The organism is Cupriavidus nantongensis (assembly GCF_001598055.1).
GTDB lineage: Bacteria > Pseudomonadota > Gammaproteobacteria > Burkholderiales > Burkholderiaceae > Cupriavidus > Cupriavidus nantongensis.
Map to the genome: position 1 here is coordinate 1,917,694 of NZ_CP014844.1, position 21,712 is coordinate 1,939,405.

The window sequence follows — 21,712 nt, forward strand, 5'->3', positions numbered from 1 at the left end:
CCGGCCTCGCCTTACAGGATGCCCGTGGCTTCGGTGAGCAGCCAGATGCCGATCACGAGCAACACGGCGCCGATGGCGACCGTGAGGCCGAATTGGCCCCACGTCTTGCGGCCGGTGTGGATCTCCGCGTAGGTTCCGTAGGCGTGGTAGCAGACGCCGATGAACATCGACGCCACCACCAGCAGGGCCACGAGCATGATGATGTCGTAGCCGTAGTTGCGGATCGTCTCCATGATGCCGTTGCCGGTGCCGCGCGTCGGGTTCTCCAACTGCGGCAGGCCTTGCGCGAACGACAGCGCGGGCAGCGCGGCGGCGCCCAGGGCCATGGCGGCGCGCTGGGCGAGACGGGAAGTGAGGATGCGGTTGTGCATGGTCGGGCCTTTCAGGTCAGGACAGAAGGAAGAAACTCAGGACGAGGTACATCGCGACGAAGCGGATGCAGACGCCGAGGAACTGGCGCTGGTTGAGGCGGCTCTCGGACCACCCCACGTAGGCCGTTCGGATGGCCCAGACGCCCCACACGAGCAGGACCGCGAACACGACGCCGACCAGGACGGTCGCCATTGCGGAAGGCGCGATGCCGCTGTTGGCTTGAAATGCCGAGACCTGGGCGCCGTTCATTGCTTGCCCCTCGCAGTCGTCGCCGGCAGCGGCTCGGCCGCCCGCTCGGTGCGGTAGTCGCCGGCCAGTTCGGAGGGGTCGCGCGGCTGAGCGCGCGATGGCGTCAGGTGAAACTGGATGCCGGCGCGAACGCGCGCCAGGTCAGCCAGCAGCCGCGGGTAGTCGAAGTGGTAGCGCTCGCCCGGCTGGATGGGGGCATGCGCGGCGCTGTCCGCGACGGTGCGCTCCAGCGCGTCGAGCTGGCGCAGTGCGGCGACCAGCTCCTGGCGCTGTGCCGGGGACTCGGCCAAGGCCATCTGGGACTGACCCAGCAGGAGGGCCGTCACGAGAAAAGTGGGCACGCCGCGATGCGCGGCGCGCAGCCAGATCGAAGCCACCATCGCGCCATTCCTGTGTGATCAGCAATGGTCAGATCGTGGAGATCAGGACAACTTCATGCCTCAAACAATAGGAACTGCCCGACAACCGGGTTATAGGGTGGCTGGAAACTCGCCACACTGGATAGTGGCTTGTAATGAGCATTCATTGATAGAATTGAGCAAACTTGGCAAGTGAAGGCTATGAAAGACCAACCTAGATGGTTTTCAGATGACTGACGCCGAAAGCGAAATCCTTACGCTTGAAGAGGTCGCGGCATACCTCAAAGCGGGCAAGCGGACGGTCTATCGCCTGGCTCAAAGGGGAGAGATCCCGGCATTCAAGTTGGGAGGGACGTGGCGTTTCCGGCGATCCGAACTGGATAGTTGGATCGCCAGCAGCATCAGCAAGATGAAACCGGAGACGGACTGAGCCTGGAAAGGTCCGCAGCCGAATAACGCCTGGGACACATGGGGGAGATCGCAGTTGACGAGAATGCAGCTCTTGACACCGCAGCAACGTCAGTACGTTGCGTGGCTGCTCACGCGCCGTGCGGCGGGCGACGCCGTGGAGTCGCTGGCCTCAACACTGGTCGACTCGCAGGTTGATCTCAATCCGCATCAGGTAGATGCCGCTCTCTTCGCCTGCCGCAATCCCCTTTCGCGCGGTGTACTCCTCGCTGATGAAGTCGGACTTGGCAAGACTATCGAAGCAGGGTTGGTCATCTCGCAGCGTTGGGTGGAACGGCGGCGCAAGATTCTCATCATCGTCCCGGCCAGCCTGCGCAAGCAGTGGCACCAGGAGCTGCAAGACAAGTTCGGCCTTCAAGGGTTGATTCTCGAAGCCAAAAGCTACAACGCGATCCGTAAGCAGGATCGACAGCATCCATTTCTGTTCGCCTCCGGCCCGGTCATCTGCTCCTACCAGTTCGCCAAGTCCAAGGCTGACGATGTCAAGAGCATCGACTGGGACCTGGTCGTCCTTGACGAAGCGCATCGCCTGCGCAACGTCTACAAGACCAGCAACGTCATTGCCAAAACACTCAAGGAGGCGTTGTCGCACGTTCACTCCAAGGTGCTTCTGACCGCAACGCCGTTGCAGAACTCGTTGCTCGAACTCTATGGGCTGGTCAGCTTCATCGATGACCGGGTGTTCGGAGACCTTGACAGCTTTCGCTCACAATTTACTGGCCGGGAACAGGCCTTCAACGCCTTGCGTGACCGACTGGCCCCCATCTGCAAGCGCACTCTGCGCAAACAGGTTCAGCCCTATGTGTCGTATACGGCGCGCAAGGCCATCATCCAGGAATTCACGCCGTCAAACGAAGAGCAGGAACTGTCCAGACTCGTCGCTGATTACTTGCGTCGCCCCAACCTGAAGGCCATGCCCGAGGGACAGCGCCAGCTGATTTCACTGGTGCTATGGAAGTTGCTCGCGTCCAGCTCGCACGCCATCGCAGGCGCGCTGGAGACGATGGCCAAACGGCTTCAGGGAGTGCTTGACGAAACTGCCGAGATTCCCGATCTGGCGGAAGAACTCGACGAGGACTACGAGTCGCTGGACGAAACCGCTGATGAGTGGAGCGAGCAGGAAGCCGCTTCTACGACGCCGAGCCGCTCAGAGCGGAATGCCATCGCGCAGGAAATCGAAGAACTTCGCCACTTCAAGGCGCTGGCAACCAGCATCCGCGACAACGCCAAAGGCAAGGCGCTGCTCACTGCGCTGGATCGCGCCTTTGCCGAGCTGGACCGGTTGGGCGCGGCCAGAAAGGCCATCATCTTCACCGAGTCCAAGCGCACACAGGAGTACCTCCTCAGCTTGCTGGCTGACACGCCCTACGGCGACGGCATCGTGCTCTTCAACGGCACGAACAGCGACCAGCGTGCGCAGGCGATCTACAAGGACTGGCTCAAACGCCACGAAGGCACTGACCGCATCACCGGCTCCAAGACTGCCGACACTCGTGCGGCACTGGTTGAGCACTTCAAGGAGCGCGGCAAGGTCATGATTGCCACCGAAGCTGGCGCCGAAGGCATCAACCTTCAGTTCTGTTCGCTCGTCATCAACTACGACCTGCCGTGGAACCCTCAGCGCATTGAGCAGCGCATCGGGCGCTGCCACCGTTACGGACAGAAGCACGACGTGGTGGTGGTGAACTTCGTTGATCTCAGCAACGAGGCGGACAAACGCGTCTACGAGTTGCTGGCGCAGAAGTTCCAACTTTTCGAGGGCGTGTTTGGCGCCAGCGACGAAGTGTTGGGCGCTATCGGTTCGGGTGTCGATTTCGAACGACGCATCGCTGATATCTATCAAAACTGCCGAGAGCCCGAGGAGATTAAGTCCAGTTTCGAGCAACTCCGACTTGACCTTTCGGGAGAGATCAGCGACGCCATGGTCAAGACGCGTCAACTCCTCTTGGAGAATTTCGATGAGGAAGTGCAAGCCAAGCTCCGTGTCCGCGCGGAAGATAGCCACAGCGCCCGGAGCAGATTCGAGCAGATGCTGATGGAGCTAAGCTCCGCGGAACTGGGCGAATTTGCCAGCTTCGATGACCACGGTTTCCTCCTGCAGCGTGTGCCGGACGGCATTGATGCCAGTGCACGCGCTGGAATCGAGCTGGGACGTTATGAGTTGCCCCGTCGCTCCGGCGACGCACACCTGTACCGAATCCATCACCCGCTGGCTTCATGGGTCACCGAGAAGGCCAAGGCCCGTACGCTTGAGGCTGCGAAGCTCGTGTTCGACTACGACGCATACGGTACCAGGGTGAGCACCCTGGAGCCTTATCGCGGCAAAGCGGGATGGCTCACACTGAAGCTGATCGAAGTCGATGCGTTGGGCAACCAGGAGCAGCACCTGCTGGTAACGGCCATCACGTCGGATGGCATCACTCTGCTGGAAGACGATCCCAGGAAGTTACTGCGCCTGCCCGCCGTTGCCCAGCCGCCCAGCCTGCTCAGCAGCGCGGACGACTCCGCACTGGCGTCCGACGTCGAAGCCCGCAAGGCCGAGCTGCTGCGCGAGATCAATCAGCGCAATCTCGGTTACTTCGAGCAAGAAGTACAGAAGCTGGATGCGTGGGCTGACGACCTGAAGTTGGGCCTTGAGCAGGAAATCAAGGAGATCGACCGGCAAATCAAGGAGGTGCGCAGCACTGCCGCCACCGCGCCGACGTTGGAAGAAAAGCTGTCCTGGCAGAAGAAGCAACGGGAGCTTGAGGGCAAGCGGAGCAAGCTCCGCCGCGATCTGTTCTCCCGGCAGGACGAAGTGGAAGCACAGCGCAACGGGCTCATCGGCCAGTTGGAATTGCAGCTTCAACAGCAAGTGGAGGAGCACATGCTGTTCACCATCGAGTGGGAACTGAAATGATGACAAAAAGAGAGATTTCTCGGGGTGCAATTTGGAGGCAGTGGGACCTGCATGTCCATACGCCCGCATCGTTTCATTGGTCGGGAGATAGGTTCGATGCCAATCTCTCTTCTGCAAAGAGCAAGAAGCTGGTCGATGAAATGATCGAGGCTATGAACAAGGCAGAACCTGCTGTGTTCGCGATCATGGATTACTGGACTTTTGACGGCTGGCTTGCACTACGAAAGCGCCTCAAGGACGAGGATGCCCCCGTCCTAAAAAAAACCGTCCTCCCAGGGATTGAACTTCGGCTTGCTGCTCCAATGAAACGGCGACTGAATGCACACGTACTGTTCTCGAACGAGGTCGATGAACAGGTGCTCAGGGATTTCATATCTGCCTTGCGCATTGAGTTAGTGGACAGGCCACTTTCCGAGCCTGCGTTGAGAGAGCTTGCCAGGAAGGTCGGTGAGGACAAGTTGAAGCATCACGGCTTCAAAAAATCTGATGTTGATGCTTCCGACGAGAAGGCTCTGCTCGCAGGAGTGGTGATTGCGGAGATCAACGCTGACTCGTACAGGGAAGCGATTCGGAAGGTTCCGAATGAGCACGCGATCGGTCTCATGCCATTTGATACGAATGACGGACTGGCAGAGGTCGGATGGCAAGAGCACTACGCCTATGCCATGAACCTCTTTCAAACCTCTCCGATCTTCGAGACGCGAGACGCCGATCTGCGCGGCGCATTTGTTGGCGAGCAGACCGCCGGCAACGCCAAGTGGTTCAAAAACTTTCAAGCGGGTCTGAATAATATTCCGCGCTTGGCAGTCTCAGGAAGCGACGCCCACTGCTTCGTTGGAACACCTGGCGACAACAACAAGCGGGGCTATGGCGACTTCCCCTCTGGGAAAAGGACGTGGATTAAAGCTGACCCAACGTTCCATGGCCTCAAGCAAGCCATTCTTGAGCCGGCGAAGCGCTCCTTCATTGGTGACAGGCCGCCCAAGGTTCAAGAAGTCGAGTCCAACAAGACCTTTTACATCGAGTCTATCGAGATTAGCAAGACAGTGGACAAAGCTGGCGTCGGGCAGTGGCTGCACGGCTGTGACATCCCCCTGAATCCTGACCTTGTCGCCGTCATTGGGAACAAGGGAAGCGGCAAGAGCGCTTTGGCGGATGTCATCGCGACGCTCGGCAACTCCAAACAATCCAAGCACTTCAGCTTTTTAAAGAAGGATCGCTTTTGGGGCAAGACCGGCGAGCCCGCACGTCACTTCACCGGAACGCTGACCTGGCGAGACGAAAGCACCGAGTCCCGGCCATTGAATGAGTCGCCATCAGAGGAGAAGGCGGAGCTTGTTCGCTACATCCCGCAGGGCTACTTCGAAGAGCTTTGCAATGAGCACGTATCGGGCAAGTCGAACGCATTTGAGAAGGAGCTGAGGGCAGTGATCTTCTCCCATGCGAGCGAAGAAATGCGGCTTGGCGCACTCGACTTTGATCAGTTGACCGAGCAGCAGGAGCAGTCGCTCAGGAATCGCTTGGGTGAGTACCGTAAGGAGCTGGCATCGACCAACGCAGACATCGTTCGCATCGAGGAGCAGCTTCAACCGATTGAGCTGAAGAAACTCACCGATCTGCTTTTGCTTAAGGGCAAGCAGATCGAGGAACACGACAAGCTGAAGCCCGCGGAAGTCGCGGCGCCGACCGAAGCAATGAGCCCCGAGCAAAAGCAAGCGGCTGAAGGCTTGGCTGCAGCAACTCAACAGGCTGAAGCCGCCAGAAAGCGCAGCCAAGAGATTGCTGGCGAGACCACGGAACTGGCCAAACGCCAAAAGGCCATAGGGAATATTCGCGAGCAGTTGAGGTTGCTTCAACGATCTTTCGATCAAGCCGAAAAAGCTGTTTCCGACGATGTCAAACTTCTCGGCTTCGTTTGGACCGATCTCGCTGCCATCGAAATCAAGACCGCCGTTCTGGACCAGAAATCGACCGAGTTGGCAACGAAGCAAGGCGAGATAAAGATTGAGGCCGAAAAGCTGGCTGACAGCCTCAATGCCGTCACTGCAACTCAGCAAGGCTTTACCGCAAAGTTGAACGCACCGCAGCAGCAGTATGAGGCCTACCAGCGCCAGCTTGGGGAGTGGACTAAAAAGCGCGACGAACTCATCGGCTCAATCACCGAACCTGAGACCAAAGTCGGATTGGAAACCAGGATCGAGCAGATCAAGGAACTTCCGCAGCAGCTCAAGGCTTTGGAAGCGAGGCGTTTGCAGCTGTCCGGGGAAATCTTCGACACTCTTGATGCACAGCGGCGTGCGCGCGCGGAATTGTTCAAGCCGGTGCAGGACCTGATTCAGAAGAACGTCCTGATACGCGAGGACTACAGGCTGCAGTTTCAGGCAACGCTGGCGGCATCCGCTGATGCTATCGCCGACCAATTGTTCGCGCTGATCAAGCAAACCTCGGGTGACTTTCGCGGGCAGGACGACGCGCTGGCGACCATCAGAAGACTGTTCGATGGCCATGACCTGAACACCAAGGACGGGGCGCTAGGCTTCATTGCTTCCTTGCAGGAAAAGGTGTTGGCCGCTGCGAAGGCATCCGGTTCAGATGCCGGAATATTCAGCTTGCTGAAGAAGGGGCAGCCTGCCACGGCAGTCTATGACCTCATTTTTGGCTTGAACTTCCTTGAGCCTCGGTACTCGCTGCTCTTCCAGGACACGCAGATCGAGCAACTGTCTCCTGGCCAACGTGGCGCGCTTCTGCTGATCTTCTACTTGCTGGTGGACAAGGGAAAGACCCCCATCATTCTCGATCAGCCGGAAGAGAATCTTGACAACGAGACGGTGTTCCGTCTGCTCGTTCCCGTTCTCTCCGAAGCCAAAAAGCAGAGGCAGATCATCATGGTTACGCACAACCCCAACCTGGCGGTTGTTTGCGATGCAGAGCAGATCATCCATGCGAGGTTCGACCGAGCGTTGGACTCCACCATCAGCTATGAATCGGGAGCCATCGAGAACACAGGGTTGAACGAAGTCGTCGTGACCATACTGGAAGGTACGAAGCCCGCATTCGAGAACCGATACGGGAAATACCATTGACATGGCGGCGCTCGAACCTCAGTACATGACCATCCTGAAGCAGGCGCTCGCCGCCCGCTTCGTGCCGTTCCTGCCCCCGTTGCTCGGCAACGCCAATCCTACCGATCAGGCGGCAAAGCAGCTCTCACGAGCCTTCAGCGCCTTTGCCCTGCACAAGCTGCTCGACATCTCGCCGCAGGCGGCCGCCGCTTCGGTCGTTGACGACTTCAACGACAAGGGCATCGACGCGATCCACTATCACGCGCCGTCGGAGACGCTGTACCTTCTGCAAACCAAGCTGAAGGAATCTGAGCAGTTCAAGCAGGAGGATGCACTGCCGTTCTGCGAGGGCATTCGCCTGTTGCTCAAACAGGACTTCACCGCGTTCAACGGCAACGTCCAGAATCGGAAGGCCGATATCGAGGGCGCACTCGATACGTGCTGCCACATCAAGCTGGTCGTGCCTTACACCGGCGATGGTGTGTCGCAAACGGCACGCGATGCGTTGCAGGCGCTGCTCGATGACGAAGACCTCGATGAAGAGCGCTTGGTCAAGCAGGTGGAGTACTACACGGCAGTCGAGATTACCCGCGACCTGCTGGCGGAACAGGCCTACCAGCCCGTGCATACGGATGTCGCGTTGCAAAAGCATGCGAAAGTTGAGATGCCGCGTACAACGTACTACGGGATCGCGCGGCTGGCGGATTTGGTGGCTCTGCATCAGGCGCACGGAAAAGCCCTGTACGAGCGCAATATCCGTTACTTCCTAGGCAGCAGCAAATCCGATGTCAACAAGGCCATCAAGACGACCTTGCATGACTGTCCCGCGGACTTCTTCTATTTGAATAACGGTGTCACTGCCGTCTGCGACTTGATCGAACCCAAGGCCAACAAGAACGGCATCAAGAAGTTTAAGGTGCGGGGCCTGTCCATCATCAACGGCGCGCAGACCGTGGCGTCGGCCGCCGAGTTCGTGCGCCAGTATCCGGGCAGGAGCATCAATGACGCCAAGGTGATGCTCACGTTGATCAAGGCATCGGCAGACGGCCAGTTTGGCAAGAGCGTGACCAAGGCCCGCAACCACCAGAACCCGGTTCAAGCCGCGAACTTCGCGTCGCTTGACGAGAACCAGGAGCGGCTGCGGCAGGAGATTGGCCACCTGGGTTTCGATTACCACTATCGCCCCGAGGCTCTCGCAACCGGTGCCGGGGCCATCACGCTCGACGAGGCGCTGCGGGCGTTGGCCTTGCAACAGAACGACCCACGCTACGCTGTTTGGCTCAAGACCGAACCGGCGCGGCTCGCCAACCCCGACTCCGTCGAGTATCAGGGGCTGTTCACCGCCGGCCTATCGGGGGCGTTGTTGGTCAACGCTGTCCTTTACCACCGCGCGATTCGCACCCTCGTGGTGGATTACGAACAAAATGCCCCTGCGCGCAGTCAAGAACGCCTGATCTATCGACATGGCATTCACGTGATCACGACCGTCATGATGAAGCGCCTGCGCAACCGCATTCGCGCAGCAGCCGTCATCGACCCCGCTGCGATTCCCGCGCTGATCAGCCAGCCGCTCGATCAACTCCGACAGCAGACTTTCGATCTCGGCGGGCAACGGCTCATTCTTGAGGGGCCGTTGGCTTACTTCCGCAATCAGGGCAACGTCGCAGCCTTCCTGGCCGAGCTGATGGAAGCACATTTCGCGCTGAGTGCCGATCCGGCCCTAGCGCCCCTACGCAATATCCAGAATGCAGCGGACGCGTATCCGCGCAAGCGCCTGATCGACTACTTGTCGAGCCGGGCGCCACAACTATGAGAGCAGTGCCATGAGCAAACAAAAGCTGGAACTTACCTGGATCGGAAAGGAGAAGCGACCCAAGCTGGAGCCACGCATCCTGCTCGAAGATCCCGAAAAGTCATATCACGCCAAGCATCGCGTGACAGATGGCGACATCTTCGACAACCGGCTGATCTTCGGCGACAACCTGCTGGCGCTTAAGGCGCTAGAGCAGGAGTTCTCTGGAAAGGTGAAGTGCGTGTTCATCGATCCGCCGTACAACACCGGCAGCGCGTTCACGCATTACGACGACGGACTGGAGCACTCGATCTGGCTGGGACTGATGCGAGACCGGCTTGAGATCATTCGGCGCTTGCTGGCGGAGGACGGCTCGCTATGGATCACCATCGACGACAACGAGGCGCACTATCTCAAGGTTCTGTGCGACGAGGTTTTCGGCCGAGGAAACTTCATCGCTTCGATTGTCTGGCAAAAGATCTACACAACCAAGAACTCAGCCAAGCACTTCTCAGGAATGCACGATTATCTGCTTGTGTATGCGAAGAATATAGAAGTTTGGCGGAGAAATGATCTTGAGAGAACCGCCAAGCAAGACGATGCATATAAGAATCCCGACAAGGATCCGCGCGGCCCATGGAAGGCCACACCGATCCATGCGCGAAACTATTACAGCAAAGGCCTTTACTCGATTACTTCGCCATCTGGAAGAGTAATTGCGGGCCCACCTCATGGAACCTACTGGAGGATGTCAAAGGATAGGTTTCTTGAGTTGGATGCTGATGCTCAGATTTGGTGGGGTGAGAAAGGTGACAACACTCCATCGCAAAAGCGATTTCTCTCAGAGGTTCAGGGCGGTGTTGTTCCTTCTACTTGGTGGACCTATTCTGAAGCCGGTCACAACGGCGAAGCAAAGAACGAGGTTCGGGCTTTAGGGGACGGCTCCGAAGAACTATTCATCACACCAAAACCAGAGAAACTTCTAAATCGAGTCTTGCAGATCGCTACCAACCCTGGTGACCTCGTCCTCGACTCTTTCGCTGGCTCCGGCACCACCGGCGCAGTCGCGCACAAAATGGGGCGCCGCTGGATCATGGTTGAGCTGGGTGAGCACTGCCACACGCACATCATCCCGCGTCTGAGGAAGGTCATTGATGGCGAAGACAAGGGCGGCATCACTGAAAGTGTGAGCTGGCACGGCGGCGGCGGCTTCCGCTACTACCGCCTCGCGCCCAGCCTGATCGTCAACGACCGCTGGGGCAACTCGGTCATCAATCCAGAATACAACGCTGCGCAGTTGGCCGAGGCGCTGACCAAGCTGGAAGGCTTCACCTACGCGCCCTCGGAGACGCGCTGGTGGCAGCACGGCCATTCCAGCGAGCGCGATTTCATCTATGTCACCACGCAGAACCCGTCTGCGGAGCAGTTGCAGGCGCTGTCGGACGAGGTCGGCGCGGAGCAAAGCCTGCTGGTGTGCTGCGCCGCTTTCCACGGCGTCACGGCGGCCACTGCGGCGGAGCGCTGGCCGAACCTGACGCTGAAGAAGATCCCGAAGATGGTGCTGGCCCGCTGCCATTGGGGCCGCGATGACTACAGCCTGAATGTGAGTAACTTGCCGATGGCGGAGATGGAGAAAGCCGAGTCTGTGGCCCCTGGTAATACCGCTAAGAACACCAAGAGCAGAAAAGCCGCCCTCGCCAACGCGGGACAAGGCGGGCTATTTGGGGAGAACGAATAATGAACGCCCGCGTCCTGCACGCCGTCACCGGTCGTCTGTCTCTTCGTCCGCCCCAGGCAGAATCTCTCGTCAAGCTGGTTAGCGCGCTCGACGCAGCGCCCGAACTTTTGGGCCACGAGCGGGATGTCTCGGCGATTCTTTCCACGTTGAAGGCCGAGTTCTGCACGCTGGAGGACTTCGAGCGCGAATTTCCGTCACTGTGCTTTGCGCTGGCAACAGGCGTGGGCAAGACGCGCCTGATGGGAGCCTTCATCGCCTACCTGCATCTGGCCCACGGCATCAACAACTTCTTCGTGCTCGCGCCCAACCTGACGATCTACAACAAACTCATCACGGACTTCACGCGCAACACGCCGAAGTACGTGTTCAAGGGGATTGCCGAGTTCGCGCAGCAACCGCCGCTGATCATCACCGGTGACAACTACGACCAGACCGGTGCGGCGGTGGATGATCAGCCACAGGGCTTCGCCCACGACGTGCGCATCAACATCTTCAACATCTCCAAAATCAACTCCGAGGTGCGCGGCGGCAAGGAGCCGCGCATCAAGCGGATGAAGGAAGTGCTGGGCGACAGCTACTTCAACCATCTCGCGAATCTGCCCGACCTCGTACTGCTGATGGACGAGTCGCATCGTTACCGCGCCAGCGCGGGTGTGCGTGCCATCAATGAACTGAGGCCGCTGTTTGGCTTGGAGGTGACGGCGACGCCATTCGTCGAATCCAGCAAGGGGCCGGTGCAGTTCAAGAACGTGGTGATGGACTATCCGCTGGCGCGGGCGATGGAGGACGGCTTCGTCAAAGAGCCTGCCGTGGTCACCCAGCGCAACTTCGACGCCAAGGCGCACACGCCCGAGGAGATCGAGAAGACGAAACTGGAAGACGGTGTGCGCCTGCACGAGACGACCAAGGTCGAGCTGCTCACCTATGCCCGCGAGAACGGTGTCAAGCCGGTCAAGCCCTTCATGCTCGTCATCGCTCGCGATACCACGCACGCGGGGCAACTCCTGGCGCTTCTGGAGTCGGAAGCCTTCTATGAGGGCCGCTACCATGGCAAGGTGATTCAGGTCGATTCCAGCCGTACCGGCGCGGAAGAAGAAGAGATGATCACCCGCCTGTTGGCCGTGGAGAGCGTGGACGAGCCGACCGAGATCGTGATTCATGTCAACATGCTCAAAGAAGGTTGGGACGTGACCAACCTCTACACCATCGTGCCGCTGCGCGCCGCCAATGCCCGCACGTTGATCGAACAATCCATCGGACGTGGCCTGCGTCTGCCCTACGGCAAGCGCACGGGCGTCGCGGCGGTGGATCGCTTGAACATCGTCGCGCACGACAAGTTCCAGGAGATCATTGACGAGGCCAACCGCGGCGACTCGCCGATTCGCCTGAAACAGGTCATCCTCGATGCGCCGAGCACCGACGACAAGAAGGTCAGCGTGCAGGTCCAGTCCGGGGCAGCGGCGCGCCTCGGTCTGACGGAAGCCCCGATCGTGGTCACGGGGGCTTCAGCCACTGACAGTGGAGCGGAAGTCTCCGTGTCCCAACCGGTGTTCAGCACGGAGGCGGAGAAGCAAGCCGCGCGCGTGGTCATGGACGTCATCGGCAAGTACGAGGTCAAGCGCGATCTGGTGCCCACCAGCAGCGCGTTGCTGAAACCCGAAGTGCAGAAGGAAATCCTCGCGGAGGTCGCGGAGAGGTTGAAGCCGCTGCAAGGCGAATTGCTGGCGGGCGTGGATGCATCAGCCTCCGCTCTTGATTTGTCCGCCGTGGTGGCGAAGACAACGGAGATCGTGGTGCAGCAAACCATCGACATCCCGCGCATCGCGGTGGTGCCGACTGGCGAAGTGACAACGGGCTTCCACTCCTTCAAGCTGGATGTGAGCCAGCTCCACCTCCAGCCGGGTGAGCGCGAGATCGTCGGGCAGATGCTGCGCACCAACGAGCAGTTCACCCTGGCCGCCGAGGTTGGGCTCAAGGAGCAGCGCCCGGAGGACTACATCGTCCACGCGCTGGTGGACTTCGACGACATCGACTACTTCACCCACGCCGATCTGCTCTACGACCTCGCAGGCCAGATGGTGCAGCACCTGCGCGGCTATCTGTCCGAGGATGAAGCCATCAGCGTCCTTGATCGTGACCGTCGTCTGATCGCACGGGAGATCCACGCACAGATGATGGCTCACTTCTGGGAAGAGGCGACCGAGTACGAGGTGCAGGTCAGTCGCGGCTTCACCGAACTCAAGCCGTGCAACTACACCGCCACGGCAGGCCAGACGGCTCACCACTTCCGGGAGACCTTGACCGAGACCAGTCGCATCAAGCAGATGCTCTTCGGCGGCTTCGCGCGTTGCCTGTACCCACTGCAGAAATTCGACTCGGATACCGAACGGCGCTTCGCGATCATCCTGGAGCGCGACGCGTTGAAGTGGTTCAAGCCCGCGAAGGGGCAGTTCCAGATCTACTACAAGCTCGGCACCGAGCAGCCGGAATACATCCCCGACTTTGTCGCCGAGACGGACGCGATCATCTTCATGGTGGAGACCAAGGCACGCGCCGACATCAACACGCAGGAGGTTCAGGCCAAGGCCGCTGCCGCCATGCGCTGGTGCAAGCACGCGTCCGATCACGCGGCGAGCGTAGGCACCAAACCCTGGAAGTACCTGCTGGTGCCCCACGACGATATCAACGAGTCGAAACGGCTCGCGGATTACCTACGCTACGAGGTCAAGGCGTAGTCCAGCTACCGTCGCTCACCCACGGAGGTTCCGATATGAGTCGTGCTCATCTGCGCTTCCAGGTAGATTCCCGCCTCGCCACATTGTTGAGTCAGGAATATCCCTCGTCCGAGCGAGCGTTGAAGGAACTCGTGGACAACGCATGGGATGCCGACGCAGAGCAGGTAACGATCCTCCTCCCGAAACCTCTGAGTGGAGACCCTCTTGTCATCCAGGATGACGGCACTGGCATGACCGAGGAAGAGCTGCGCCGCCACTATCTGTCGATCGCATCTGATCGGCGCTCCCGACGCGGGGAGCGTACGGCCGGAAAGAACCGTTTGGTCAAAGGGCGTAAGGGCATCGGCAAGTTCGCCGGGCTCATGGCCGCAGCGGTGATGACGCTTGAAACCCGGGCCCGTGGTCGGTTGTGCCGTATCACCTTGCGGCTGGACGATCTGTCCCAAGTCCAAGACATTGAACAGTTGAATATTGGCCTGCAGAGCGATCCTTGTGGGCCGGAACTGCATGGCACGACCATTACGCTGAGCGATCTGCATCAGGGCCTGGCTTATCCGGATGCCAATCGGCTGCGCCAGATCCTTTTGCAGGACTACGGGCGACAGGATGACTTTGCCATCACGATCGACGGCAAGCGGCTCGACGTCGATGATGTATCCGGTAGCTACTCGGAGCAGGAAGAGGAACTCCCAGGTGCCGGCAAGGTAAAGCTGCGTTTCTCTATCAGCGACGGCAAGTCCGGGTTGCGTCAGCCAGGTATCATTTTGCGTGTGGATGGCAAGGCCGTTGGACGGCCTGGGTTCTTCGGCCTGGATCAACGAGATGACTTTCCATCCAAGCTGCTGCGAAAGCTCTACGGCGAGATCGAAGCAGATGGACTGCGCGACCACATCACGGCGGGCTGGGATGCGGCGGTCGAGAACAGCGAGCTTCTGAAAGAAGTTGAAGGCTACGTCCAGCCTATCTTGCGCGAAGCCTATGAGCAGCAGTACCGGCGCGAAATTCAGTTGGCGCAGGCTCGCCTGCAGAGAGCGATCCTCACGCGCTTGTCGGCTCTGCCAGAGCACAAACGTGCATTTGCCGATCGTGCGATCAAGAAGATTCTCGACAAGTATTACGGTGAGCCGGAGAGCAAAGTCGAACCGGTGGTAAACGTGCTGTTGGAAGCGATGGAGCGTTCCGACTACCGTATTCTTCTGGAGCATATCGCGGAGGCAACGCTGGGCGACGTCGCAGGGGTGGCCGAGCGGCTGGACGAGTTTGGCTTGGCCGAGATGGCATTCCTGGTACAGCAAGCTGCGGCGCGCCAAGTTTTTCTTGATCAACTGGAGGCGCTTTATCGTGACGCGGCAACTACCGAAGCCGTTTTGCACAAAGCCCTGGAGCGCAACTTGTGGGTGTTTGGTCCGGAGTATTGTCTTTTCAGCTCAAACAGCACATTGCGGCGACAAGTGGTAGATGTTCTTGGGAAGGTCTATGCGGGAGACAAGGCCGACAAACGTCCTGACCTGCTTCTCAACGAGAAACTGAGCGGCAAGTATCTATTGATCGAGTTCAAACGGCCAAGCCACGCGCTTAATCACGGTGACTACGTACAGGCAATTGGCTATAGACATGAACTGACAAAGTACGTTGGCTCTGCTGTTCAGGTTTGGTTGGTCGGTGGAGGTAGGTCTGCCGACTTTCCGACCGGAAATCGCGAGCCGGATGTTGAAGACCGCATCTTTGGACAGATCATCTGCACTGCGCGGCGACAGAGTGAGTGGCTGCTTCGAACCGAGAGTATATGATTTTTTCGGTGTTTCAGATGCGCACTTAGCCTTGGACAGGACTTGGCTGACCGGCTCGGTCGGCGTATAGATACTTCTTGACACTCCCCGCAGTCAGACTTACAGCCAACCCCAGCAAGGCGGCGCTGGGCAGCAGAATGACCAGCGGATGCACTGAAATCGGCAGCGCCAGGTACGTGACCCATGGCAGCACGGCCAGTGGCATCAAGCTGGCTTTCGCGCGGTGATAGATGAAGCCCGATTCCCGGCCTGCACCGAACCGGCGCACGTCCCGTCGCACCAGGCCGTCGATGAGGCCAACGAATGCCGCCGTGAGGATCAGCGGCAGCGTGAGCACCAGGACCAGCAGGCGCACCAGGAACGTGAGCGTCGTGAAAGCCGCGGCGATCAGGTAACTCTCGGTCCAGATATAGACCTGGCTGATGTAGTAGCGGAAGTTGTGCGTCTGTCCTTGGCTGGGCGCGCGGGCGCGTTCGGCGGTCCGGCTCATGCGCTCCAGCAGCCCCGAGCGCACGAACACCCATTCGTAGCCGGTATCGACCAGCTCGTGCGCCGTGCGCCCCGGCTCCTGCACGACCACGCTGCGCGTGAAATGGTTGGACAGATGGCTTAGTTCGTACTGCAACATCTGCTGGGAGTGGCGCCAGCCCTGGTCCTTCCAGAACAGGTGCATGCCGACGCACTCCACCACGATCGAGAACAGCAGCGAGCCGATCAGCACCCCGAGCAGCCGAAACGGCAAGGTGATGGTGCCGACGATCAGGCCCTGGCGCTGGTTCTGTTCCCGCTGCGCGGTCGAGGCTGCGTCCTTCATGGCACGGCCTCGTTGCCCGCGCCATCGTCGGCGCCGGTGGCCACCGCGCCGGGCTCGGCCGCAGCGGCATCGTCCAGCAGCTCGTCGGGCAAGGCCGCATCCTGCAAGGCCGGCGAGCTTGTGAACTCCCACCACTGCGTGGCCTCGCTGTAGCTCTGGCGCATGTACCCGGCCAGTTGCTGCAGGTCCGCCGGCATCACTTCATCCGGGTCCGGCGCCGGCAGCGGCATGCGCACCTTCCAGAGCTGGCCGCCCTGCAGCAGCGCGAAGCACTGGCCTTTGGGCAGGCCGACGACGTGTGACGGCTCGATGATCGGCACGCTGGACATGCTGATGCGGTCCTGGGTGTTCGACGTGAAATCCGTCGCCCCGCGAATGTCCGAGCTGTCCGTCGCGCCCGAGACGATGGTGGTGGTATAGACCTCGACCTTCGGCAACTGCCTTGTCAGCAGTTCCGCGGTGGCTGTCTCGCGCACGCGCAGCATGAACAAATTGTTGAAATTCCCTATCACCTGGCCGGCCTTCGCGCGGTTGCCGATGCGGGCCTCGATGTCCGACAGCGTTTGCGTGTATGCGGTGACTTGCAGGCCCGCGCCACCGCCCTTGTTGATGAGCGGAATGAACTCGTCGCCCATCAACTCGTTGAACTCGTCGGCGTGCACGTTGACCGGCACGCGCGCACCGGCCGATGCGCCCGGCAGGCCATCGTCGATCCCGTGCTTGTAGATGTGACCGGCGACAGACACCAGGTCGGAGAACATCGAATTGCCGACCGCCGCGGCGACCTCGGCATCGGACAGCGCGTCCAGACCCACATAGACGATGGCGCGCTTTCGGATGACCTGCATCCAATCGAAGATCGGACGTGGGTCGGCCAGGTCGGAGTAGTTCGGTGCCAGAAGCTGGGCGATCTTGCCGCTCGTGAGCTTCTCCAGCAGTGGCAGCAGCGATGCGACGATCTTGTCGAAATAGGTCTTGTCGTAGCGCACCGCCGAGCGCAGGCCATCGAGCACCGGGTCGTAGTTGCGCGCCTGGGAGAGGTACTGCTCCAGCGCCACGACGCGCTTCTCGCGCCCGATCATGTTCCTGGGGATGTTCTTCTCGTTGAGCTTGGCCTCGATCTGGACGATCACCTCCCAGGCCTTGGGCTCCGTCTTGGCGAAGTAGTGCTGGGCGTACTCGATGAACAGCGCGTCGATGTTGATGACGTGCCGCTGGATCAGCATGTAGTCCGGGCGCTGCCCCAGTTCCACCAGGGCGCGAGCGATGATGTTCACGAAGCGCCATGCGAACTCGCGGAACGCCGCGCTGTTGCCTTCGCCGGAGAGCTGCCCCGCCACCCGGGTCGCCACTTCGCTGATGCGGCCGAAGCGGCCCACCGCGTTGTAGCGCGCCGAAATGTCCGGCCAGCCCAAGTGGAAGACGTAGAACTCGCCTTCACGGCCCGCGCGCTGGGCCTCGACGTACATCCGCTTGAGCAGGTCCGCGTCCCCCTTGGGGTCGATGACGATCACGACCTCGTGCTCGCCGGCGGCGTTCCTGCGCCGGATGTCCTGCGTGACGAACAACTCGGCCAGCCGCGTCTTGCCCACCCGCGTGGTGCCCAGCACCAGCGAATGCCCGACGCGCTCGCCCAGCGGCAGGCTGACGTCCACTTCGTCGGGCTCGATGCCGTGCAGCCTTGGCAGGCCTCCCACAGGCGGCAACGGGCGCACGGGGTTGAAAGGCACGTCCCAGCTGGTGAGCTTCGGCAGGCGCGAGAGCGGGAACGGCGCGAACTCCAGCCGTTCCTCCAGGCGTCTGGCCAGCCGGTAGGCCGGCGTCGGCTCGACGTAGCGCCGGAACTCCGGCCGGTACGTCTGCATCAGCCTATGGGTGTGCTTCTGCTCCCACAGAAAGCCGCGGCCCACGAACAAGCGCTGCTGGCTGACCGGCACGTCCTTGCTGGTCATCACGTAGCGCGGCAGACGGCGGATGTTGCGCCGGTAGCGCAGGATGACGCGGGCATCGCGGTAGCGGATCGCGCCGTAGGCACCGAATGCCAAGGCGCTGCCGACGCCCATCGAAGGGCTCAGCGCGAGCGACCATGGGGCCACCAGGCACAGAAACGCGGCGCCTGCACACGCCGCGACGGTGTATAGCTCCACCGCTGGGCGTAGGGCCACCAGGCACAGAAACGCGGCGCCTGCACACGCCGCGACGGTGTATAGCTCCACCGCTGGGCGTAGCAGAACCTCGACCGGCTGTTTGCCTGACATGGCTTCATTGCTCGATGCCGGTGGCTGTGATCAGCGCCGGGTAGTGCCGCAGGCCCAGGCGATCGGCCAGGTCGTCGCCGGCCACGGGCGCGAGCGGCACGCCCGGCACCAGGGCGCGCAGCCGTGCCAGGCCCTGCGCGGTCTCGACGTTGACCACCAGGCCGACCGCGCCGCGTTCGCGCAAAGCGGCGGCGCGGCGCTGCAACCAGGCCCGGGACGCCTCGTCGTCGCCGATGACCACGAACGGCCGCAGGCCGGGTGCTTCGATCACGCGCCGGGCGACGGTACCGGGCGTGAGCTTGGTGCTGCGCACCGGCAGCATCGCGGCTTCGTCCGCCGGTGTGGCAGGAACCTGGGGCGTCGGGATGGGCGGCCGCGCCGGTGCGTTGGCGCGCGGCTGGAGATTCAGGGCTTCGTAGTACGGCAGCGCCGACGTGCCGCCACGGTCTTCGACCACGATCAGCGGCTCGCCGGCACGCGAGGCCAGCGGCAGGCCTGCCAGCAGCACGAGAAGGCTCGTGAGCGCGAGATGCGCCGGATGGGGTTTGGTCATGGGGAAGTCTCCTGGCGCGCGGCGAGGACCGCGGCGGTTGGGCGCGTGCCCTGCACGCGGGCAAGGTGGCGGGACACACTGCGCCGATAGCGGGCGGCGGGCTCGCCGCCTGCGGGGCGGTGGTAGCGGCCGATCGCCAGCAGCCAGTCCTCGCCGAGGGTGTGCTGTTCCTTCAGGATCTCGGCGGCGATGGCGAGGTTGCGGTACGGGTCCAGCAGGTCGCACGCGCCGGTGAAGCGGTGCTTGTGGTAGCCGAGGTTGATCTGGCCCAGGCCCGCGTCGATGCGCGTGTGCGGCGTGGCGCGCATGGCCTGCTGCAGGCCAGCGCAGGCGTCGGCGCGCGTGGCGAAGCGGCGCGATTGGCCTGCGACGTTGAGGGACCACGGCCATGGCACCAGGCGCCCGTTGCGCCGGATGCCGCTCTCCTGCAAGGCCACGGCGTAGAGCACGGTCGAGGGGATGCCTGCGCGCTGGGCAGCGAGTTGGTAAGCCGGTGGCGGAATCTCCTGGGCCAGGGCTGCACCGGCATACAGGCCGGCAGCGAGCACCAGTGCGCGCAGGGGCAAGGCTACGGCTGGCGCTGCCATTGGCCGTTCACTTCGCGCACGGCGGCGGGCAGATCGCCGGGCAGGCCCAGCGACAGCCAGCGGCCGCCGTCGTGGTTGAGCGTGATGCTGCCGGCGCGCACGCGCGCCGGATCGACGTTCGCGCGCTTGGCCCAGTCGCGGATGCGCGCATCGTCCTGGCGGCTGCCGACCATGTAGAGGTCGAACTCGGCGCCCGAGGATTGCAGGCGCTGCACGAGTTGCCCGCAGGCCGCGCAGCCGTCCTTGACGAACACCGCCGTGCGGCTACTGCCGCGCACGCCTGCGGCGGTCGGCAGATCATCGGGGAGGTTCACTCGCTGCATGCCGGGGTTCAGGCGCTGCCACGCTTCGTCGTAGGCGCGCTGGTAGGCAAGCAACTTCTCGACGCGCCTTGCCTCGGCTTTCACCTGCATTTCGGCGTAGCGGCGCCGCTCTTCATCGGAGCGAGCCTCGACGCCCAGCGCGGAAAGCGGGTCCAGGTTGGGCGAGTAGATGCCCAGCGGCCCCTCCATCAGTTCGCGGTAGCGCGCCCACTCCTGCGGTTGCAGTCCCCAGTCGCTCGCCACGCGGTCGTCCAGGATGCGGCCGATCACGGGACGCTCCTGGCTCTGGGCATTGCGGGACTGGGCCGTGGCGGGCTGCTGCGCCCAGACGGGCAACTGCGCTGCGGCCAGCAGGAACAGGGTGAGCAAGATCGAGGGCTTCATGGCGGGACGGTCTCCGTCAGGGAATCGCCAAACGGCGGGTCTGCTCGCCGGCCTGGAAGACGGCGGTGTTGCCCTCGATCGCCTGCAAGCGCCACGGGCCGACCGCATCGCCGGGCAGCAGCACGTGAACCTGGTCGGCAGTGAACTCGCCCGTCGCTGGTGCAACGGAAAGGCTGCGCTGGCCGGCTCGCAGTTCGGCACCCACGATGCGGAGCGGCAACGGGAAAGGCTCAGGTTTGGCGGCGGCCTTGCTTGGTGAGCGCGGCTGCGCAGGCACAGCGGCACGAACCGTCGCTTGGCGAGCCTTGGCCTGCTCGACCTCGGCGCGCAGGGCCTGAAGGTCGTCGTTGGAGGCATGGCCGCCCAGCGCCTGTTCAACCTGCGCGATGCGGGCTTCCAGCGCCTGCCGGATGTGCTGCAATTCCGCCGCGGTTGCGGTAGCCGGCCGCTGCTGTACGGTCTCGGTCAGCCCGACCACCTGTGCTTCGAGCTGCTGCAGGCCGGAATCCACCCGTTCCTGGTCGGCCAGGCCATTCATCGCCTGGTGGTTCAGGGCAACGAAGACGCTCAGGCCGATCAGCCAAAGCCAGAGCAGGCTCTGCACGATCACGGCGGCGGTCGAGCGCTGGGAAGGCCGTGGTGCGTTGTTCATGGCTGACCTCCCGCGAGCGGGAACGTCTGCACCGCCTCGGTGGCGAGTGGCTCGGGAACCGGATCGGCATCTGCATCGCGGCCGTGCCGCTCGAAGCAGACCTGTCGCGTCCGGTCATCGGCGTGCAGGTCCCAGGCCGGGCCGGCAAGGGTGAGTAGCGCATCGCGCAAGGTCATAGGGCCGAGGTGCAGATGTGCCGCAGGCAACGGCAGCGCGTACAGCTCGATCACGGCATGCGCGGTCTCGCAAAGGCCATAGCCGCTGCGCTTGAGCACATGCCGCAGCCCGTCGCCAACCGTGGCGCGGGCATCCTCGGGCATGGACACGTCGATGGTCTGCAACAGCAGGTCGCGCTGCGCCGCCGTGGGTGCCAACTCGACCAGGGTGTAGCGGCCGTAGCGCACGACCGGGATGTACTCGGGCGCCTCGGGTTCGGGCGCGGCCGAGACTTCCTCGATGGCATCGGGTGCGAGCGGCGCCGTGGTGGTCGCGCAGCCGCTGGCCAAGGCTGCGGCCAGGAGGCCGGCGCCGACCAGGTGCCGGGATACATGGATTGCGGGCATGGCATCGGCTCTTCTGTTGCGATGCCGATACCTTGGCCGCGCGCGGCGGCGCGGTCAGTCAGGAATGCGAACTCGGAGCTACCCGCTTTTGCAGTCCAACACATAGCGCAACCC

17 protein-coding genes are annotated in these 21,712 nt (G+C 61.7%); 7 read left to right on the forward strand and 10 right to left on the reverse strand.

The annotated features are described in order from the left end of the window. Nucleotides 1–11: 11 nt before the first annotated feature. The 3 genes from A2G96_RS08990 to A2G96_RS09000 are packed head-to-tail and all read right to left on the reverse strand — an operon-like array spanning nucleotide 12 to nucleotide 1,001. Nucleotides 12–371, reverse strand: coding sequence for a TIGR03745 family integrating conjugative element membrane protein (locus A2G96_RS08990; RefSeq protein WP_003153634.1), 360 nt, complete (start codon nucleotides 369–371; stop codon nucleotides 12–14). A gap of 16 nt (nucleotides 372–387) precedes the next feature. Further along, a complete protein-coding gene (locus tag A2G96_RS08995) occupies nucleotides 388–621 on the reverse strand; it encodes a TIGR03758 family integrating conjugative element protein (RefSeq protein WP_003050225.1) in 234 nt (77 codons plus the stop codon). Next, complete coding sequence (locus A2G96_RS09000) at nucleotides 618–1,001, reverse strand: integrative conjugative element protein, RAQPRD family (RefSeq protein WP_062798579.1); 384 nt, start codon at nucleotides 999–1,001, stop codon at nucleotides 618–620. Before A2G96_RS09000 ends, A2G96_RS08995 begins: the two co-directional genes overlap by 4 nt. Before the next feature lie 208 nt (nucleotides 1,002–1,209). Here A2G96_RS09000 and mads1 point away from each other — a divergent pair, with 208 nt between their 5' ends. From mads1 to A2G96_RS09035, 7 genes are all read left to right on the forward strand, one after another. Further along, nucleotides 1,210–1,410 carry a methylation-associated defense system helix-turn-helix domain-containing protein MAD1 gene (gene mads1, locus A2G96_RS09005; RefSeq protein ID WP_062798581.1) on the forward strand — a complete coding sequence of 67 codons (201 nt, stop codon included), beginning with the start codon at nucleotides 1,210–1,212 and terminating at the stop codon, nucleotides 1,408–1,410. Nucleotides 1,411–1,473: 63 nt separating this feature from the next. Beyond that, the gene (locus A2G96_RS09010; protein WP_174549300.1) at nucleotides 1,474–4,347 is read left to right on the forward strand and encodes an SNF2-related protein; all 2,874 of its coding nucleotides are present in this window, start codon (nucleotides 1,474–1,476) and stop codon (nucleotides 4,345–4,347) included. Next, a complete protein-coding gene (locus tag A2G96_RS09015; protein WP_082818880.1) occupies nucleotides 4,344–7,430 on the forward strand; it encodes a TrlF family AAA-like ATPase in 3,087 nt (1,028 codons plus the stop codon). The genes A2G96_RS09010 and A2G96_RS09015 overlap by 4 nt, the downstream gene beginning before the upstream one ends. A gap of 25 nt (nucleotides 7,431–7,455) precedes the next feature. After that, complete coding sequence (locus A2G96_RS09020) at nucleotides 7,456–9,222, forward strand: AIPR family protein (protein WP_231909632.1); 1,767 nt, start codon at nucleotides 7,456–7,458, stop codon at nucleotides 9,220–9,222. Between the two features lie 10 nt (nucleotides 9,223–9,232). Continuing rightward, nucleotides 9,233–10,939, forward strand: coding sequence for a site-specific DNA-methyltransferase (locus A2G96_RS09025; protein WP_062798587.1), 1,707 nt, complete (start codon nucleotides 9,233–9,235; stop codon nucleotides 10,937–10,939). After that, a complete protein-coding gene (locus A2G96_RS09030) occupies nucleotides 10,939–13,674 on the forward strand; it encodes a DEAD/DEAH box helicase (protein ID WP_062798589.1) in 2,736 nt (911 codons plus the stop codon). The genes A2G96_RS09025 and A2G96_RS09030 overlap by 1 nt, the downstream gene beginning before the upstream one ends. A 35-nt stretch (nucleotides 13,675–13,709) precedes the next feature. Beyond that, nucleotides 13,710–15,464 (forward strand): ATP-binding protein, encoded by a 1,755-nt coding sequence (locus A2G96_RS09035; RefSeq protein WP_062798592.1) that lies wholly within the window; start codon nucleotides 13,710–13,712, stop codon nucleotides 15,462–15,464. A gap of 25 nt (nucleotides 15,465–15,489) precedes the next feature. Here the strand turns inward: A2G96_RS09035 and A2G96_RS09040 are convergent, their stop codons facing one another. The 7 genes from A2G96_RS09040 to pilL2 are packed head-to-tail and all read right to left on the reverse strand — an operon-like array spanning nucleotide 15,490 to nucleotide 21,598. Next, nucleotides 15,490–16,278 carry a TIGR03747 family integrating conjugative element membrane protein gene (locus A2G96_RS09040; protein ID WP_062798594.1) on the reverse strand — a complete coding sequence of 263 codons (789 nt, stop codon included), beginning with the start codon at nucleotides 16,276–16,278 and terminating at the stop codon, nucleotides 15,490–15,492. Then, nucleotides 16,275–18,536, reverse strand: coding sequence for a type IV conjugative transfer system coupling protein TraD (gene traD, locus A2G96_RS09045; protein WP_231909633.1), 2,262 nt, complete (start codon nucleotides 18,534–18,536; stop codon nucleotides 16,275–16,277). Before traD ends, A2G96_RS09040 begins: the two co-directional genes overlap by 4 nt. 4 nt (nucleotides 18,537–18,540) lie before the next feature. Beyond that, nucleotides 18,541–19,089 (reverse strand): integrating conjugative element protein, encoded by a 549-nt coding sequence (locus tag A2G96_RS09050; protein WP_062798596.1) that lies wholly within the window; start codon nucleotides 19,087–19,089, stop codon nucleotides 18,541–18,543. Beyond that, a complete protein-coding gene (locus A2G96_RS09055) occupies nucleotides 19,086–19,676 on the reverse strand; it encodes a transglycosylase SLT domain-containing protein (protein WP_062798599.1) in 591 nt (196 codons plus the stop codon). The genes A2G96_RS09050 and A2G96_RS09055 overlap by 4 nt, the downstream gene beginning before the upstream one ends. Continuing rightward, the gene (locus A2G96_RS09060; RefSeq protein WP_011804680.1) at nucleotides 19,658–20,383 is read right to left on the reverse strand and encodes a TIGR03759 family integrating conjugative element protein; all 726 of its coding nucleotides are present in this window, start codon (nucleotides 20,381–20,383) and stop codon (nucleotides 19,658–19,660) included. The genes A2G96_RS09055 and A2G96_RS09060 overlap by 19 nt, the downstream gene beginning before the upstream one ends. A 16-nt stretch (nucleotides 20,384–20,399) precedes the next feature. Then, the gene (locus A2G96_RS09065; RefSeq protein WP_011804681.1) at nucleotides 20,400–21,035 is read right to left on the reverse strand and encodes a hypothetical protein; all 636 of its coding nucleotides are present in this window, start codon (nucleotides 21,033–21,035) and stop codon (nucleotides 20,400–20,402) included. Beyond that, a complete protein-coding gene (gene pilL2 / locus A2G96_RS09070; protein WP_011804682.1) occupies nucleotides 21,032–21,598 on the reverse strand; it encodes a PFGI-1 class ICE element type IV pilus protein PilL2 in 567 nt (188 codons plus the stop codon). Before pilL2 ends, A2G96_RS09065 begins: the two co-directional genes overlap by 4 nt. Between the last annotated feature and the right edge of the window lie 114 nt (nucleotides 21,599–21,712).

Bases quoted from the DNA above. Each gene is read 5' to 3' on its own strand.
- A2G96_RS08990 (WP_003153634.1), bottom strand. From the start codon at position 371: ATGCACAACCGCATCCTCACTTCCCGTCTCGCCCAGCGCGCCGCCATG.
- A2G96_RS08995 (WP_003050225.1), bottom strand. From the start codon at position 621: ATGAACGGCGCCCAGGTCTCGGCATTTCAAGCCAACAGCGGCATCGCG.
- A2G96_RS09000 (WP_062798579.1), bottom strand. From the start codon at position 1,001: ATGGTGGCTTCGATCTGGCTGCGCGCCGCGCATCGCGGCGTGCCCACT.
- mads1 (WP_062798581.1), top strand. From the start codon at position 1,210: ATGACTGACGCCGAAAGCGAAATCCTTACGCTTGAAGAGGTCGCGGCA.
- A2G96_RS09010 (WP_174549300.1), top strand. From the start codon at position 1,474: ATGCAGCTCTTGACACCGCAGCAACGTCAGTACGTTGCGTGGCTGCTC.
- A2G96_RS09015 (WP_082818880.1), top strand. From the start codon at position 4,344: ATGATGACAAAAAGAGAGATTTCTCGGGGTGCAATTTGGAGGCAGTGG.
- A2G96_RS09020 (WP_231909632.1), top strand. From the start codon at position 7,456: ATGACCATCCTGAAGCAGGCGCTCGCCGCCCGCTTCGTGCCGTTCCTG.
- A2G96_RS09025 (WP_062798587.1), top strand. From the start codon at position 9,233: ATGAGCAAACAAAAGCTGGAACTTACCTGGATCGGAAAGGAGAAGCGA.
- A2G96_RS09030 (WP_062798589.1), top strand. From the start codon at position 10,939: ATGAACGCCCGCGTCCTGCACGCCGTCACCGGTCGTCTGTCTCTTCGT.
- A2G96_RS09035 (WP_062798592.1), top strand. From the start codon at position 13,710: ATGAGTCGTGCTCATCTGCGCTTCCAGGTAGATTCCCGCCTCGCCACA.
- A2G96_RS09040 (WP_062798594.1), bottom strand. From the start codon at position 16,278: ATGAAGGACGCAGCCTCGACCGCGCAGCGGGAACAGAACCAGCGCCAG.
- traD (WP_231909633.1), bottom strand. From the start codon at position 18,536: ATGTCAGGCAAACAGCCGGTCGAGGTTCTGCTACGCCCAGCGGTGGAG.
- A2G96_RS09050 (WP_062798596.1), bottom strand. From the start codon at position 19,089: ATGACCAAACCCCATCCGGCGCATCTCGCGCTCACGAGCCTTCTCGTG.
- A2G96_RS09055 (WP_062798599.1), bottom strand. From the start codon at position 19,676: ATGGCAGCGCCAGCCGTAGCCTTGCCCCTGCGCGCACTGGTGCTCGCT.
- A2G96_RS09060 (WP_011804680.1), bottom strand. From the start codon at position 20,383: ATGAAGCCCTCGATCTTGCTCACCCTGTTCCTGCTGGCCGCAGCGCAG.
- A2G96_RS09065 (WP_011804681.1), bottom strand. From the start codon at position 21,035: ATGAACAACGCACCACGGCCTTCCCAGCGCTCGACCGCCGCCGTGATC.
- pilL2 (WP_011804682.1), bottom strand. From the start codon at position 21,598: ATGCCCGCAATCCATGTATCCCGGCACCTGGTCGGCGCCGGCCTCCTG.